Raw genomic sequence first — 14,375 nt, 5'->3', positions numbered from 1 at the left:
TCCACCAAATAAATGCTAAGAATTCTCGGCCCAATCCCGACACGACAGGCTAAAATGCGCGCCCGGTTTATCCAGCCGAGGCGATAGACGGTTCCACCTCTCAAGTCGCCCAGCAGCGTTCGAGGCTGTTCTCACGCTGAATTTCCAACGCGCCCCCACAAGGTTCGCTACGTGATCGAGTTTCAAAACGTCCATAAAACCTATCGGGTTGCCGACAGGGAAATTCCCGCGCTGCACCCCACCAGCCTGCGGATCGAAAACGGCCAGGTGTTTGGTCTGATCGGCCATTCCGGCGCCGGCAAAAGCACGATGCTGCGTCTGATCAATCGCCTGGAAGCCCCGAGTGGCGGCACGATCCGGGTCGATGACGTCGATGTCACCGCGCTCGATGCCGACGGCCTTCGAGGGTTTCGTCGTCAGGTCGGGATGATCTTCCAGCACTTTAATCTGCTGTCTTCCAAAACCGTGGCCGACAATGTCGCGATGCCGCTGACCCTGGCCGGCGACATGTCTCGGGCGCAGATCGATCAGCGCGTTGCCGAGTTGCTGGCGCGGGTCGGGTTGTCTGATCACGCGAAAAAGTACCCGGCGCAGCTGTCCGGCGGTCAGAAACAACGCGTCGGCATTGCCCGCGCTTTGGCGACCAAGCCGAAGATTCTGCTGTGCGACGAGGCCACCAGTGCGCTCGATCCGCAAACCACAGCCTCGGTCCTGCAACTGCTGGCCGAGATCAACCGCGAGTTGAAGCTGACCATCGTGCTGATCACTCACGAAATGGACGTGATTCGTCGCGTTTGCGATCAGGTGGCGGTAATGGACGCAGGCGTGATCGTCGAGCAAGGGGCGGTGGCCGATGTGTTCCTGCACCCTAACCACCCGACCACTCGCCGTTTCGTGCAGGAAGACGAGCAGGTCGATGAGAACGAACAAAACAGCGACTTCGCTCACGTTCAAGGCCGCATCGTGCGTCTCACGTTTCAGGGCGATGCGACTTACGCGCCGCTGTTGGGTACGGTCGCTCGTGAAACCGGTGTGGACTACAGCATCCTGGCCGGACGAATCGACCGCATCAAAGACACCCCCTACGGGCAGCTGACGCTGGCCATTACTGGCGGCGACATGGAGGCCGCGTTTGCTCGCTTCACCGCAGCTGACGTTCACATGGAGGTCCTGCGCTGATGGAAACTTTGGCTGCTCTGTTTTCCAACGTCGACTGGTATGAAATCTGGGTCGCCACCGGCGATACCCTGATCATGCTGGGCATTTCCCTGGCATTCACGGTGCTCCTGGGCTTGCCCCTCGGCGTGCTGATGTTCCTCACCTCGCCGCGCCAACTGCTCGAGAACAAGCCGGTCTACGCGACCATCGGCCTGATCGTGAACATGCTGCGGGCGCTGCCTTTCATCATCTTGCTGATCGTGATGATGCCGCTGACCGAAATCATCACCGGCACGTCGCTGGGGATTCTCGGCACGCTACCGCCGCTGATCGCCGGCGCCACGCCGTTCTTTGCGCGCCTGGTGGAAACCGCGCTGCGGGAGGTGGATCGCGGGATCATCGAGGCGATCCAGGCGATGGGCGCCACGACCCGGCAGATCATTGTCAAAGCCCTGCTGCCAGAAGCGCGGCCGGGCATTCTGGCGGCGATCACGGTCACTGCGATTGCCTTGGTGTCGTTCACCGCCATGGCCGGTGCAGTGGGTGCGGGCGGCCTGGGTGACCTGGCGATTCGCTACGGTTACCAGCGCTTCCAGAACGATGTGATGTTCGTGACGGTCGTATTGCTGCTGGTGCTGGTGCAGATCCTGCAAACCGTGGGCGACAAGCTGGTCGCGCACTTCTCACACCGTTAATCGAATGGGCCGACACGTGATCGGCAGATGCGTGCCCTGGGGTGCGCATTTCAAGGAGTAAAGCGTTATGAAAAAACTGTTGGCCGTATTCGCTGCTGTGGCCGCATTGTCCGCCCACGCCGATGAAACCCTGACGGTGGCGGCCACTGCGGTGCCCCATGCCGAGATTCTGGAGTTCGTAAAACCTGCGCTGGCCAAAGAAGGGGTGACGTTGAACGTGAAGGTGTTCAACGACTACATCCAGCCAAACGTGCAGGTCGATCAGAAGCGCATGGACGCCAACTTTTTCCAGCACCAGCCGTATCTGGATGAGTTCAACAAGGGCAAAGGCACGCATTTGGTGAGCGTGGCCAAGGTGCACGTCGAGCCTTTCGGCGCGTACTCGGACAAGATCAAGAACCTGGCTGACCTGCCGGATGGCGCGACCGTTGCACTGCCGAACGATGCGACCAACGAAGGCCGTGCCTTTCTGCTACTGGTCAAGGCTGGCCTGATCACCTTGAAAGACCCGACCAGCATCACCGCCAAGCCGAGCGACGTGCTGCAGAACCCTAAAGCGCTGAAATTCCGCGAGCTGGAAGCCGCGACCCTGCCGCGTGTGCTGACCCAGGTGGACCTGGCGTTGATCAACACCAACTACGCGCTGACCGCCAAGCTCGATCCCACCAAGGACGCGTTAATCATCGAAGGTCAGGAGTCGCCGTACGCCAACATCCTGGTGACGCGCGAAGACAACAAAGACGCGCCTGCGATTCAGAAACTGGTCGCCGCGCTGCACAGCCCTGAGACCAAGCAATTCATCGTCGAGAAATACAAAGGGGCCGTTGTTCCGGCGTTCTGATCTCAACGTTCTTTGCGAACCTGACCTTTCACCTTCTCTCCACCAACCCCGGCAGTTGCGCGACCAGTTTCTGGTTGTTGATCGGCGCGCGGATGAAGCCACGTTGGGTGCCGTCGGGGCCGAGGAGGGCGAGGTTGCCGCTGTGGTCGACGGTGTAATTCGGCTTGCTGGTATCGGCCGGGATGAACGGAATGCTCACGGCATTGGCCAGCTTCTGAATGGTGTCGACAGGCGCTGTCAGGCCGACGAACTGCTTGTCGAAATAACCCAGATACGTCTTCAACTGCTGCGGCGTGTCCCGGTTTGGGTCGACGCTGATCAGCACGACGCGCATCTTGTTGACGGTCTCTTGCGGCAGTTCGCCTTTGATCTGGCGCAGTTGGGCCAGGGTGGTGGGGCAGATGTCCGGGCAGAAGGTGTAGCCGAAGAACAGCAGCGTCCATTTGTCTTTGAGCGAATCCAGCGAGACCGGCTGGCCGTCCTGATCGGTGAGTTTCAGGTCCGGTAAGGTGCGGCTTTGCGGCAGCAGGATGACCCCTGCGTCGATCAGCGCGGTCTGGTCGCCCTGGCTTTTGCCGGACAGCGCCCGGTTAACGGTCAGGCCAAGAACCACCGCCACGATGGCCACAAGGATGAACACGGTTTTTTGAGTTCGGGTCATAAATTCAGCATCGAGAATTGATCGGCTGCCACGGTACAACACGCAGGGCCCGTACAGAAAGTGAATCGCCTCGGGTCGGCGATGGCGCCGGCGATTAAGGCGTACCGGCGCTGCAACCATGTCTGAGGAACAGTCATCAAATGGCGATGCACTGGCCGTTGATACCTATGAACCTGGCTTCACAGGCGCAGCATTAGGAGGTCTTTGGCTGAAAAGGCTCCAGAAGTGGCGTTTTAATAGCCAAGGCACATAACCATGAAACTGTTATGACAATTACGTCTTAACTGCTGTCGTAAGCCAGCTAACGTAGGGATTTCCCTATAATCACTGCCTGGTTTATCGCCCTATGGAGCATCCATGAACATCGCCGCATTGCGCGAGCAGATCACACGAGCACAGGAACACGAGACTGAGACTGGTCAGCTATTGCGCCAACTCGAACTGCAACTCCCTCATCTGCACCCCGCCATCCATCTCCCGGACGTCAATGCCGGGGCCGTTCTGGCGCGTTTCGTCAATGCTTATATCGATCAGGTCCCAGACTTGCTGGACGCTGCCAACGACGTGGCCGTGCAGGCCGGGATCGAGGATCAGATCAAACCGGTGCTCAAAATCGCCGAGCAATTCTTCAGTGCGCCGCCTGCCATCATGGACGGCCACGAAGGGCTCGACAGCCTGCTGGACGAGGCGTATCTGGCGCATCGTCTGGTAGAAGAAGTGAACGACCTGTACATCGGGCATCTCGGCCAGCCACTCATCCCGGTGAACACCACCGTGGCCAGCGTCATTGCGCATCAGTTGATCGGCGAGGATTTCGCCAACCAACTCGATGAAGTGGTGCATCACGCCATCGACGAAATGCTGGACGAACAGAGCTTTTCAATTGAATCGGTCGAGGCGTATCGCGAACACCTCGCGAGTGCCGACACCGAAGCCGCGTGGAAGCGCTGGCCGAGCCTGTCCCGCCAATTGGGTGTGGGGCTTGAGATGGAATGCGCGAAGGATTGAACCGCCGCAACATCGCCGTGAACACCTGCTGGGGCAAGCTTGCTCACAATAGCGTCAGGTCAGACAAACCTGATCGCGAGCAAGCTCACTCTTACAGTCACAGCGCTCGCCGTGATGTCAATGTAACGCCGCGCCCCCAATTGAGGTGCGAATCCGTCCCTCGACGCGTCGCTTCAACAAACGCTGCTCAAGCAACAACCGCGAGCCTTGAGCCGCGTTGGCGCGCCCCCATTCTTCCAGCAGTTCAAGACATGAATGATCGATGTAGCTGAGGTTGCTCAGCGGCACGTGCAGCGTCGTGCCTGGCGGGACGTTGCCCAACGCCTGCGTCAACGCAGGCACTTTGAGGAAAGTCGCGGCCCCGTGCAGACGCAGCTCCATTTCACCCTCGGCTTCTAGGTCTACAAGGTTGATCTTCAGTCGTGAGGCGTTCAGCGCCAGTTTCACCAGTGTCAGACCGAAGCCGATCAGCACGCCCGTCAGCAAATCCGTCAGGATGATCGCACTCGCCGTCGCGCCATAAATAAACATCGGCATGCGGCCATAACGCCCCAATCCGCGCAACGCTTTGAGGTCCACCAGCTTCACCCCGGTGTAGACCAGCACGCCCGCAAGGCTCGCCACCGGAATGCTCTGCAAGACGCTCGACAGCAGTAGCACGAATGCCAGCAACCAGAGCCCGTGGAACATCGCCGACAGGCGCGTCTTCGCACCGGCCTGAACGTTGGCCGAACTGCGCACGATCACGCCAGTCATCGGCAGCGCACCCACCAGCCCACACAGCATGTTGCCGACGCCTTGGGCGCTGAGTTCTTTGTCGAAGTCAGAGCGCTGGCCGTCATGCATGCGGTCCACTGCTGCCGCAGAAAGCAACGTTTCGGCGCTGGCGATGAAAGCGACGGCGATGGCGGCGATGAGTATCGCGGGATCAGCGAGGTTCAGCAGGTCGGCGGGACGTAGCCAGTCGATGGCGTCGGCAAGATTGGCCGGCACCTCAACGCGCTTCACGTCGAGACTCATGGCCAGGCTCACCAGCGTCGCAATGCCCACACCCAGCAGGGCGCCTGGCACGAATCGCAGTTTTTGCGGACGGCGTTTTTCCCACAGCCACATCACCGCAATCGTACCCAGCCCGAGCATCCCGGCCTGCATGCCGCTGCCCGGACCGATCGCACCGAAGAGGGTTTGCGGGAAGGCGATCAGGTTATCCAGCCCGGACGGTTTGGGGCCGCTGTCGAACATGACATGCATCTGCGATAACACGATCAACACGCCAATCCCCGCGAGCATGCCGTAGACAACCGCTGGCGCCGTCACGCGAAACCAGCAACCGAGTTTGAGCCGACCGGCCAGCAATTGCAGCAAACCCGCCAGCAGCAGAATCGGCCCGAGCATGGCCATACCGTGCTCACGCACCAACTCGAATACCAACACCGCGAGCCCCGCTGCGGGGCCGCTGACCTGCAACGGTGAACCGGCCAGCCAGCCGACCACTATGCCACCGATGATGCCTGTGATCAGCCCTTTTGCTGGCGGCATGCCAGATGCGATGGCGATCCCCATGCACAACGGCAGGGCGACCAGAAACACTACCACGGAAGCCAATAGCTCCCGTGGTAACAAGGATTTGAGATCTGTAGTAGCCATGACGACTCTCCGCAAAAACTTCAGACGTGACGAAGCCAACAGCACGCGCACTGCGCGGCCGCCAAGGGCTTGATAAGGGGTTCAGGCGTTGGGATGAAACAGCGTCAGGAGGGCGACGCTGCGTTCATCCGATGATCAATCGCAGATCAATAACGCCCGCGCGGCAACGTGGCCATCGGGACTTTGTGATCGCCGTCCAACGGCAGGAAGCAGTCCTGCTCGGCGTCGTAGGCGCGGATTTCGCTGGTCTCGATGTCGTAGACCCAGCCATGGATGAACAGCTGACCGCTCGCCAGTTTCGACGCCACCGAAGGGTGGGTGCGCAAATGTTGCAGCTGAGCGATGACGTTCTCTTCCGTCAACACGTGCATGGTTTCGTGCTCGCCGGAGCAGCTGCAGTTGTCTTGAACCACGGTCTTGGCGACCTCGGCGTGACGCAACCAGGCTTTGACCGTCGGCATCTTTTCCAGGGTGTCCGGGTTCAACACCGCGCGCATCGCGCCGCAATCGGAGTGGCCGCAGACGATAATGTGCTGCACGCCCAGCGCCAATACCGCGTATTCGATGGCAGTGGAGACGCCGCCGTTCATCGGGCCATAAGGGGGCACGACGTTGCCGACGTTACGGGTGACGAACAGGTCGCCCGGCGAGCTTTGAGTGATGAGTTCTGGAACGATGCGCGAGTCTGCGCAGGTGATGAACATGGCTCGCGGGTGTTGGGCGGTCGCGAGCTTCTTGAACAGCTCTTCCTGTTGGGGGAAGACGTCATGGCGGAAATGCTTGAAGCCATCGACGATGTGTTGAAGCGCTTCGTCGGCGGATTCAGCCTTGGCCGAGGCTGGGGCCGTGGAAGCTTGAGGTTGTTTATCCCTGTTGCTCATGTCTCATCCTCTCTGTCGGATTGAAGTGGAGTTTCCAGTGATTCCCGTGGAGGTCCCACTTTTTTCTGGCATGACGGACAATTCCATCTGTGCGCGACCAGCCGGTCACTTGCGAAACACCTTATCGATAAAAACTTAATTGAAACTGAATGCATCGCTCTAGCTCGCGGGTCTGGCGTTAGAAAATCTAACGCGACGGCGAATCGTGGAGCCTGTAGGCGCGTGCCGTGTCCCGCGATCGGCTGCGCAGCCGTCGTAAACCCGGGACACGCGGTACCCCAGCGGAACCGAGTTGCCTGGTTTTACCACCGCTTCGCGGCAGATCGCGGGTCGCGCCTCGCTCCTACATCAGCGTATGAGACGCCATCCGAGTCACAACAGCGACATCTGGCCGCCCGGCGGACAAAACGCCTCGCAGTCCAGCTTGAAACTTTCGCGCTGATTCAGCCCCAGTTTCTTCACCGCCATACTGTAGCGTTGCGCCAGCAGTTCGGCGAATACGCCTTCGCCACGCATCCGCGATCCGAACCGGCTGTCGTACACCTGGCCCCCTCGGCTTTGCCTGACGAGGCTCATCACGTGCTCGGCCCGTTGCGGGTAATGCGCCTGCAACCACTCCTCAAAAAGCGGCGCGACCTCCAGCGGCAGCCGCAGCATCACATAGCTCGCGCTCAGGGCCCCAGCGGCTTTGGCTTCGACCATGAGCTTTTCCAGCTCCATGTCGTTGATCATCGGGATCATCGGCGCCAGCAGCACCCCGACCGGTACACCTGCATCCCGCAGCACGCGAATGGCTCGCAGCCTGGCCTTGGGCGCGGCGGCCCGGGGTTCGAGGATGCGTTTGAGTTCGTCGTCCAAAGACGTAAGGCTGATGAACACCGACACCAGATTCAGCTTCGCGAGTTCTGACAGCAGGTCCAGATCGCGCAGGATCAACGAGCCTTTGGTGATGATCGTCACGGGATGGCGATAACGCAGCAGCACCTCCAGCGTGGCGCGGGTGAGTGCGTATTCGCGCTCGATGGGCTGATACGGATCGGTATTGGCGCCCAGCGTAATGGGCGCGACGCTGTACCCAGGCTTCGACAGTTGCTGCTCGAGCAAAGCGGCCGCGTTGGTTTTGGCGATCAGCTTCGTCTCGAAATCCAGACCCGGCGACATGTCCCAATACGCATGGCTGGGACGCGCATAACAATAGATACAGCCATGCTCGCAGCCGCGATAAGGGTTGATCGACCGGTCGAAAGGAATGTCGGGGGACGAATTACGCGCAATGATGCTCTTGGCGGTTTCCAGCGTGACGGTCGTGCCTTGGGTGACGGGCACCTCCTGATACCAGCCGTCGTCTTCGGCTACCGAGCGATTGGGGGCAAAGCGGTTGTGCGGATTGGTGGCCGTGCCGCGACCACGAGGCGGCAAATGAATCGACATGCGGGCATCCCCAATGACTGTTTATTCATACAGTATAGAATTAGCCCCGGTCCTTCTACCGGCCTGGCACTGCTGCCGCCGACCTCGGACAAACGGCACCGACTCACCACCATTGCGCGGCAGTCAGCACAACGCCCATTGCTTTTTCCGACGCAGCCTATGCGCTGTATGAAGGTAACAACGCGAGTCAAAACCTGGATTGCGTGGTTGCCTCTTCACTCAACAAATCTCGTCAGGGTGAAAAACAATAACTTCGGCTGTTCCAATGTCGTGGCAAATGCGCTCAACGAAGTTTTGACATTTGTCTCACACCGCCTTGACCCCTCGGAACCGACACTCGCGGCACCTCCAGCCCCTGCTCGCTTGAACGGTACTGCTCAATGCGCTTTAAATTGATCGCTCCGCTGGTCGCCACGCTGTGGGCGGCTTCTTCTTTTGCGCTTGCTCAGACTGACGACGCGTTCTCTGCCACGCCACGTCCTAGCCAATGGGCGCAGCCGGTCGACACGCATTACAACCTCTACCAAATGACCCCGACGCTGTATCGCAGTCGCCAACCCGACGCCGCGGCGCAGCCCCTGTTAAAGCAGCTGGGCGTGACAACGGTGGTGGATTTCATCAAGGAAAGCGACAGCACATGGCTGTCCGATCCTGCTGTGACGCAAGTGCAGATTCCGCTCCAGACCGTTCATGTCGACGACGATGACATTATTCAGAGCTTGCGCGCGATTCAGACAGCGCAAGAAACAGGGCCGGTGCTGATGCACTGCAAGCACGGCCTGGACCGAACAGGTTTGGTCGCCGCGATGTACCGGATTATGGTGCAAGACTGGAGCAAGCAGGCCGCGCTGGACGAGATGGAACACGGCGGATTTGGGGATGAAGACAGCCTCAAGCATGGCATCGACTACATCAACAAGGTTGATGTCGATGCCCTGAAAGCCGCGCTGAACAGCGGCGCTTGCAGCACCAGCGCGTTTGCCAGCTGCGCGATCAAGGGCTGGTTTCAGAAAACGGATGTGGTGGGCATTCAGACCCTTCTCTGGCGGTTGTAACGCCTGCGGGAGCGAGCTTGCTCTGGGCCGCATCCGGGCGATTGCGGTGGCTCTGTCACCAGCGCGTTGCCTGACGCGCCGCAATCGCGAGCAAGCTCACTCCTACAGGGTTATCACCAAGCCTGCGGCCTTGGCAGACCGCCGGAGCGGCATGTGGTCAGCTCGGATCAACAGGCTTCTTGAGCTTGGGATTAGGGAAAAACTGCACCCCCTGTACCTTTGGCCCGGCCGGTTTGACCGCAGGCTTGTTGACCCGCGTACCCAACTCCTTCGGAATCGACTGTCCTTGCGCGTTGAGCGTGTCGGAATAGCCGCAATGCACGCACTCGCGGTGCGGCACGTCGTCTTCGCTCCACATCATCAACTTGTCGGGCTCGCTGCACGCCGGGCAGACCGCCCCGGCGATGAAGCGTTTTTTGGTAACCACCTGCGGTGTATCGGTCATGCTGCCGCGTCCTCGCTCAAGCCGGAATGGCGCAAGAGTGCGTCAATCGAAGGCTCGCGTCCGCGGAAGTCGACGAACAGCACCATCGGGGCTTGAGAGCCGCCACGAGCGAGGATTGCCTCGCGGAAGGCACGGCCAGTCTCGGCGTTGAGCACACCATCCTCTTCGAACTTGGAAAAAGCGTCTGCCGACAGCACTTCCGCCCATTTGTAGCTGTAGTAACCGGCCGCATAACCGCCCGCGAAGATGTGCGCAAAGCTGTTCGGGAAGCGGTTATAAGCGGGCGGACGCATCACCGACACTTCATCACGCACGCCTTCCAGCACCTGAAGCGTCGTGCGACCGTCGCCGTGGGTGGCGTGCAGTTCGAAGTCGAACAGCGAGAACTCCAGCTGACGGACCATCATCAGGCCGGACTGGAAGTTTTTCGCTGCGAGCATTTTTTCCAGCAAGTCCTGAGGCAGCGGTTCGCCGGTCTCGTAATGGCCGGAAATCAGCGCCAGGCCTTCCGGCTCCCAGCACCAGTTTTCCATGAACTGGCTAGGCAGCTCGACAGCGTCCCAGGCCACGCCATTGATGCCCGATGCGCCCGCGTGTTCAACACGGGTGAGCAGGTGGTGCAAGCCATGGCCGAACTCGTGGAAGAGGGTGGTCACTTCGTCATGGGTCAGCAGGGCCGGCTTGCCTGCGTCTGCCGGTGTGAAGTTGCACACCAGATTGGCGACCGGGCTCTGCAGCGACCCTGCCGAAGTGCGACGACGATCACGAGCGCCATCCATCCACGCGCCGCCACGCTTATTGGCGCGAGCGTAGAGGTCGAAGAAGAAGCGACCGACGTGCTGGCCGTTTTCCTTGATTTCGAACAGACGAACGTCCGGGTGCCAGGTGTCGAAGCCTTTCTGCTCGGAGATTTCGATGCCGTACAGCTTTTGCACGATGGCAAACAGGCCGCTCAGCACTTTATCGATCGGGAAGTAAGCGCGCAGGGTTTCCTGAGAAACGCTGTAGCGCTGCTCACGCAGCTTCTCGCCGTAGAAGCCGCTGTCCCAGCTTTGCAGATCTGCGCAGCCTTGCTCAGCGGCATAGGCCCTGAGCTGTTGCAGATCCTGCGCTGCGAACGGCTTGCTGCGCTTGGCCAGATCCCGCAGGAAGGTCAGCACTTGGTCGCTGGACTCGGCCATCTTGGTGGCCAGGCTCAATTCGGAGAAGCTGGCGAAGCCCAGCAGTTTGGCCAGTTCCTGACGAAGGTCGAGGATCTGTTCCATCACCGGACCGTTATCGTTCTGACCGGCGTTCGGCCCTTGGTCCGACGCGCGGGTGCAGTACGCGGCGTAGACTTCTTCACGCAGCGCGCGGTCCTGGGCGTAGGTCATCACCGCGTAGTAGCTCGGAAATTCCAGAGTGATCAGGTAACCGTCGAGGTCCTTGGCCTGAGCGGCAGCGGCCATTTGCGCCTTGGCCGAATCGGTCAGACCGGCGAGAGAGGCCTCGTCGGTAATGTGCTTGGTCCAGGCCTGGGTCGCGTCGAGCAACTGGTTGGAGAACTGGCTGCCCAGCTCGGACAGCTTGCTCTGCACTTCAGCGTAGCGCTTCTGCTGCTCGGGTGGCAGGTCGATCCCCGACAGGCGGAAATCACGCAGCGACTGCTCAAGAATGGTTTTCTGGGCGACGTCGAAACCGGCGGCTTCTGGGCTGTTCGCCAAGGCCTCAAAGGCCTGGAACAGCGCGCGATTCTGGCCCATTTCGGTCGAGTAGGCGCTCAGCGCAGGCAGGCAGGACTCGTAGGCTTCGCGCAGTTCGGGACTGTTGCGTACGGCGTTCAAATGGCTGACCGGGCTCCAGGCAGCACCGAGGCGGTCGTTCAGTTCGTCCATCGCCAGCACCAGGCCAGCCCATGTAGGCTGAGCACCCTGCTGGGCGAGGATGTCGGCAATCGCGGCGCGGTTGTCGGCGAGAATCTGGTCAATGGCAGGTATTACGTGCTCGGCACGAATCGCCGAGAAAGGTGGCAGGTCGTAGGATTGCAAAAGAGGGTTGTTCGCGCTCACGGTTTGGCACCTTGGCTGGAAGAAACACCTGAGCATCTTAATTACAATCGGCGCTGACCGCAGCTAATCAGTGCCAGAGAAGGAGCCTATCGTGGCCATTCGCACGTTTCAGCATCACACCCCAGCCCTTGGCGAACGGGCTTTCGTCGACCATTCGGCGGTTGTCATTGGCGACGTCGAAATCGGTGCAGACAGTTCGGTCTGGCCGCTGACGGTGATTCGCGGCGACATGCACCGCATCCGCATTGGCGCGCGCACCAGCGTTCAGGACGGCAGCGTGTTGCACATCACCCACGCCGGGCCATTCAACCCGGATGGCTTCCCGCTGCTGATCGGCGACGAGGTCACTATCGGCCACAAAGTCATGCTTCACGGCTGCACCGTCGGCAATCGGATTCTGATCGGCATGGGCACGACCATCATGGACGGCGCCGTGGTCGAGGATGAAGTGATCATTGGCGCGGGCAGTCTGGTGCCGCCGGGCAAGCGTCTGGAGAGCGGATTTCTGTACGTGGGTCGCCCGGTGAAGCAGGTCCGCCCGCTGACGGAAAAGGAAATTGCCTTCTTCCCGTACAGCGCGACCAATTACGTGAAGCTCAAGGATCAGCACTTGGCTGAAGGTTTCGACAGGCCCTGCTGATCTGCCCGAAACGAGGGAACCCATGCATTACCAGAATATTCTGTTCGACCTGGACGGCACCCTGACCGACCCGCGCGAAGGCATCACCCGTTCGATTCAATTCGCCCTGAGCAAACTGGGCATCGATGAACCGGACATCACTCGGCTCGAACACTTCATCGGGCCGCCCCTGTTGCAGCAGTTCATGCGTGCGTACGACTTCGACGAAGCCAGGGCCTGGGAGGCGGTGGGTTTCTACCGCAAGCGTTTCAAGGTGACCGGGCTGTACGAAAATCGGGTGTTTGATGGCGTATTCGAGCTACTGGACCTGCTGTCGAGCCAAGGCCGCACGCTGTTCATCGCGACGTCCAAGCCATGGGTGTTCGCCCATGAAATCGCCCGCCACTTCGACTTCGCCCGGCACTTCAAGCTGATCTACGGCAGCGAGCTGGACGGCACGCGCACCGACAAGGTCGAGCTGATTCGGCATTTGCTGGACGAAGAAAAGCTTGATCCCCAGCAGACGTTGATGATCGGCGATCGCAAACACGATTTGATCGGCGGCAAACGCAATGGGCTGGACGTGGCAGCGGTGGGTTATGGGTTCGGCAGCCGCGAGGAGCTTGAGGCTGAGGCGCCGACGTATCATTTTGAGTCACTGCCAGCCTTACATCAGGCTTTTCTCAAACCTCTCTAACGCGGCAGAACCTGTACGCGCGCTTGCCCGCGAAGACGCCGTGCCTGAGAAAAGAGATGCTGACTGACACGCCGTCATCGCGGGCAAGCGCGCGCCTACAAGGCCAAGGTCAGTCCGCAGACTTAAGCAGCTTCTCCAACGCGGCCTTGCGTTCATCCTGGGGCAATCCCCCCATCTTCTCGACAGCGTTGAAGAACGCAGACCAATCCCCCTTCACCTGCTTGAACAGCGCCGCGAACGCAGGCGTCCACTGGTCATACAGCCCGATCGGCAGCAATCGGGCATTGTTCATTGGCGCATAAACCCAGCTGTCGAAGCGTGGGTCGCCGCCCCATTGAGTGTCACGCAAGTGCCGGTACTCACTGCGCAAGCGTTCGAATTCGGCAGCTTTGCGCTCGCGCATGATTTCAGGACTCAGCGGCGTGGCGTACAGCGTTTTCAGGCGATCTCGCGTATTGAGCACTAACTGCGTCAGCTGGTCTCTACGCTGCGTTTCGGACGACGCCGTCTCAGCCGGCATCCCACGCGCGGCGCGCCATTGTCGGGTGCCTTCTTGCTCAACGAAGGTGGCGTAGGACTCATTGAACTCAGTGTCATCCTTAACGTAAAACCGCTGATGCGCCAGCTCGTGAAAGATCAATGTCGCCAAGCGTTCATCACCCCAGTTCATCATTGAGCTGATGATCGGATCGTCAAACCAACCCAGCGTCGAATACGCCTCGACACCGCTGACGTAGACGTCCTTGCCGTCGAGTTTCTGCAACGCCGCTTCGCCCCGCGCCGCGTCTTGGTTGTAATACCCGCGATAGGCGACGCAGCCTGCAATGGGGAAGCAGTGGGTCACAGGGTCTAGCGAGAACTCACCCGTGGCGAAGACGTTCCAGACCACGTATCGGCGATGAATGTCGGCGAACAGTCGATAGCTCCGGTTATCCGGCAGATGCAGGTGGTGGCTGGCGAACTCGCGGGCTTGCTGCGACGTGCGCAGGCGATCGCGCAATGTGGGGTCGCGTTGCGGATCAGCGATCACGTCGGCCACCGGCTCGCGGGCGCGCAACAAAGCCAATTGCCCGCTGGCTAACTGCGTGTAATAGGAAAGACTGGAACAACCGCTGAGGAGTAAAATCGCCAGCATCTGCATGCCGCGCCGGAACCACGAGATATTCAATCGATTCATGCCGCGGCCTTA

Annotated in this window: 14 protein-coding genes; 7 read left to right on the top strand and 7 right to left on the bottom strand. The window is 60.1% G+C overall.

The genetic code is table 11. From position 1 onward, the window contains the following. The first annotated feature begins 171 nt into the window (after nucleotides 1-171). The 3 genes from B3N48_RS14890 to B3N48_RS14880 all read left to right on the top strand — a co-directional run bounded on the left by B3N48_RS14890 (nucleotide 172) and on the right by B3N48_RS14880 (nucleotide 2,694). Nucleotides 172-1,179 (top strand): methionine ABC transporter ATP-binding protein, encoded by a 1,008-nt coding sequence (locus B3N48_RS14890; protein WP_296184929.1) that lies wholly within the window; start codon nucleotides 172-174, stop codon nucleotides 1,177-1,179. Further along, nucleotides 1,179-1,853 carry a methionine ABC transporter permease gene (locus B3N48_RS14885; protein WP_296184926.1) on the top strand — a complete coding sequence of 225 codons (675 nt, stop codon included), beginning with the start codon at nucleotides 1,179-1,181 and terminating at the stop codon, nucleotides 1,851-1,853. The genes B3N48_RS14890 and B3N48_RS14885 overlap by 1 nt, the downstream gene beginning before the upstream one ends. A 67-nt stretch (nucleotides 1,854-1,920) precedes the next feature. Continuing rightward, nucleotides 1,921-2,694 (top strand): MetQ/NlpA family ABC transporter substrate-binding protein, encoded by a 774-nt coding sequence (locus tag B3N48_RS14880; protein WP_296184923.1) that lies wholly within the window; start codon nucleotides 1,921-1,923, stop codon nucleotides 2,692-2,694. Between the two features lie 28 nt (nucleotides 2,695-2,722). On the opposite strand, the gene B3N48_RS14875 is transcribed toward B3N48_RS14880, so the two are convergent. Next, the gene (locus B3N48_RS14875; RefSeq protein ID WP_296184922.1) at nucleotides 2,723-3,355 is read right to left on the bottom strand and encodes an SCO family protein; all 633 of its coding nucleotides are present in this window, start codon (nucleotides 3,353-3,355) and stop codon (nucleotides 2,723-2,725) included. Between the two features lie 357 nt (nucleotides 3,356-3,712). Here B3N48_RS14875 and B3N48_RS14870 point away from each other — a divergent pair, with 357 nt between their 5' ends. Beyond that, nucleotides 3,713-4,363 (top strand): hypothetical protein, encoded by a 651-nt coding sequence (locus B3N48_RS14870; RefSeq protein ID WP_296184921.1) that lies wholly within the window; start codon nucleotides 3,713-3,715, stop codon nucleotides 4,361-4,363. Nucleotides 4,364-4,480: 117 nt separating this feature from the next. Here the strand turns inward: B3N48_RS14870 and B3N48_RS14865 are convergent, their stop codons facing one another. The 3 genes from B3N48_RS14865 to B3N48_RS14855 all read right to left on the bottom strand — a co-directional run bounded on the left by B3N48_RS14865 (nucleotide 4,481) and on the right by B3N48_RS14855 (nucleotide 8,322). Then, entirely contained in the window at nucleotides 4,481-6,010 is a 1,530-nt protein-coding gene (locus B3N48_RS14865) for a SulP family inorganic anion transporter (RefSeq protein WP_296184920.1), read from the bottom strand. Between the two features lie 146 nt (nucleotides 6,011-6,156). Continuing rightward, nucleotides 6,157-6,891, bottom strand: a complete 735-nt coding sequence (locus B3N48_RS14860) for a carbonic anhydrase (RefSeq protein ID WP_296184919.1) — start codon at nucleotides 6,889-6,891, stop codon at nucleotides 6,157-6,159. A gap of 372 nt (nucleotides 6,892-7,263) precedes the next feature. After that, nucleotides 7,264-8,322 (bottom strand): PA0069 family radical SAM protein, encoded by a 1,059-nt coding sequence (locus tag B3N48_RS14855; RefSeq protein WP_296184918.1) that lies wholly within the window; start codon nucleotides 8,320-8,322, stop codon nucleotides 7,264-7,266. A gap of 380 nt (nucleotides 8,323-8,702) precedes the next feature. Here B3N48_RS14855 and B3N48_RS14850 point away from each other — a divergent pair, with 380 nt between their 5' ends. Further along, entirely contained in the window at nucleotides 8,703-9,377 is a 675-nt protein-coding gene (locus tag B3N48_RS14850; RefSeq protein WP_296184915.1) for a dual specificity protein phosphatase family protein, read from the top strand. A gap of 157 nt (nucleotides 9,378-9,534) precedes the next feature. Here the strand turns inward: B3N48_RS14850 and B3N48_RS14845 are convergent, their stop codons facing one another. Together B3N48_RS14845 and prlC are read right to left on the bottom strand one after the other, a co-directional pair. After that, nucleotides 9,535-9,822 (bottom strand): YheV family putative zinc ribbon protein, encoded by a 288-nt coding sequence (locus tag B3N48_RS14845; protein ID WP_296184914.1) that lies wholly within the window; start codon nucleotides 9,820-9,822, stop codon nucleotides 9,535-9,537. Next, nucleotides 9,819-11,906 carry an oligopeptidase A gene (gene prlC, locus B3N48_RS14840; protein ID WP_296184913.1) on the bottom strand — a complete coding sequence of 696 codons (2,088 nt, stop codon included), beginning with the start codon at nucleotides 11,904-11,906 and terminating at the stop codon, nucleotides 9,819-9,821. Before prlC ends, B3N48_RS14845 begins: the two co-directional genes overlap by 4 nt. 55 nt (nucleotides 11,907-11,961) lie before the next feature. Here prlC and B3N48_RS14835 point away from each other — a divergent pair, with 55 nt between their 5' ends. Next, nucleotides 11,962-12,510, top strand: a complete 549-nt coding sequence (locus B3N48_RS14835) for a gamma carbonic anhydrase family protein (protein WP_296184911.1) — start codon at nucleotides 11,962-11,964, stop codon at nucleotides 12,508-12,510. A gap of 22 nt (nucleotides 12,511-12,532) precedes the next feature. Then, nucleotides 12,533-13,186 carry an HAD family hydrolase gene (locus B3N48_RS14830; protein ID WP_296184908.1) on the top strand — a complete coding sequence of 218 codons (654 nt, stop codon included), beginning with the start codon at nucleotides 12,533-12,535 and terminating at the stop codon, nucleotides 13,184-13,186. 109 nt (nucleotides 13,187-13,295) lie between these two features. Here the strand turns inward: B3N48_RS14830 and B3N48_RS14825 are convergent, their stop codons facing one another. Then, nucleotides 13,296-14,363 carry an aminopeptidase gene (locus tag B3N48_RS14825; RefSeq protein ID WP_296184907.1) on the bottom strand — a complete coding sequence of 356 codons (1,068 nt, stop codon included), beginning with the start codon at nucleotides 14,361-14,363 and terminating at the stop codon, nucleotides 13,296-13,298. Nucleotides 14,364-14,375 lie beyond the last annotated feature (12 nt).

Origin of the sequence: Pseudomonas sp. UBA1879 (assembly GCF_002338065.1) — a bacterium.
In the GTDB taxonomy this organism is placed as follows: domain Bacteria; phylum Pseudomonadota; class Gammaproteobacteria; order Pseudomonadales; family Pseudomonadaceae; genus Aquipseudomonas.
This window is presented reverse-complemented; position numbering and strand designations above follow the sequence as displayed.

What these genes read in the sequence shown, in the direction of transcription:
- B3N48_RS14830 (WP_296184908.1), top strand. Translation starts at nt 12,533, where the DNA reads ATGCATTACCAGAATATTCTGTTCGACCTGGACGGCACCCTGACCGAC.
- prlC (WP_296184913.1), bottom strand. Translation starts at nt 11,906, where the DNA reads ATGCTCAGGTGTTTCTTCCAGCCAAGGTGCCAAACCGTGAGCGCGAAC.
- B3N48_RS14855 (WP_296184918.1), bottom strand. Translation starts at nt 8,322, where the DNA reads ATGTCGATTCATTTGCCGCCTCGTGGTCGCGGCACGGCCACCAATCCG.
- B3N48_RS14880 (WP_296184923.1), top strand. Translation starts at nt 1,921, where the DNA reads ATGAAAAAACTGTTGGCCGTATTCGCTGCTGTGGCCGCATTGTCCGCC.
- B3N48_RS14860 (WP_296184919.1), bottom strand. Translation starts at nt 6,891, where the DNA reads ATGAGCAACAGGGATAAACAACCTCAAGCTTCCACGGCCCCAGCCTCG.
- B3N48_RS14870 (WP_296184921.1), top strand. Translation starts at nt 3,713, where the DNA reads ATGAACATCGCCGCATTGCGCGAGCAGATCACACGAGCACAGGAACAC.
- B3N48_RS14875 (WP_296184922.1), bottom strand. Translation starts at nt 3,355, where the DNA reads ATGACCCGAACTCAAAAAACCGTGTTCATCCTTGTGGCCATCGTGGCG.
- B3N48_RS14865 (WP_296184920.1), bottom strand. Translation starts at nt 6,010, where the DNA reads ATGGCTACTACAGATCTCAAATCCTTGTTACCACGGGAGCTATTGGCT.
- B3N48_RS14825 (WP_296184907.1), bottom strand. Translation starts at nt 14,363, where the DNA reads ATGAATCGATTGAATATCTCGTGGTTCCGGCGCGGCATGCAGATGCTG.
- B3N48_RS14885 (WP_296184926.1), top strand. Translation starts at nt 1,179, where the DNA reads ATGGAAACTTTGGCTGCTCTGTTTTCCAACGTCGACTGGTATGAAATC.
- B3N48_RS14850 (WP_296184915.1), top strand. Translation starts at nt 8,703, where the DNA reads ATGCGCTTTAAATTGATCGCTCCGCTGGTCGCCACGCTGTGGGCGGCT.
- B3N48_RS14845 (WP_296184914.1), bottom strand. Translation starts at nt 9,822, where the DNA reads ATGACCGATACACCGCAGGTGGTTACCAAAAAACGCTTCATCGCCGGG.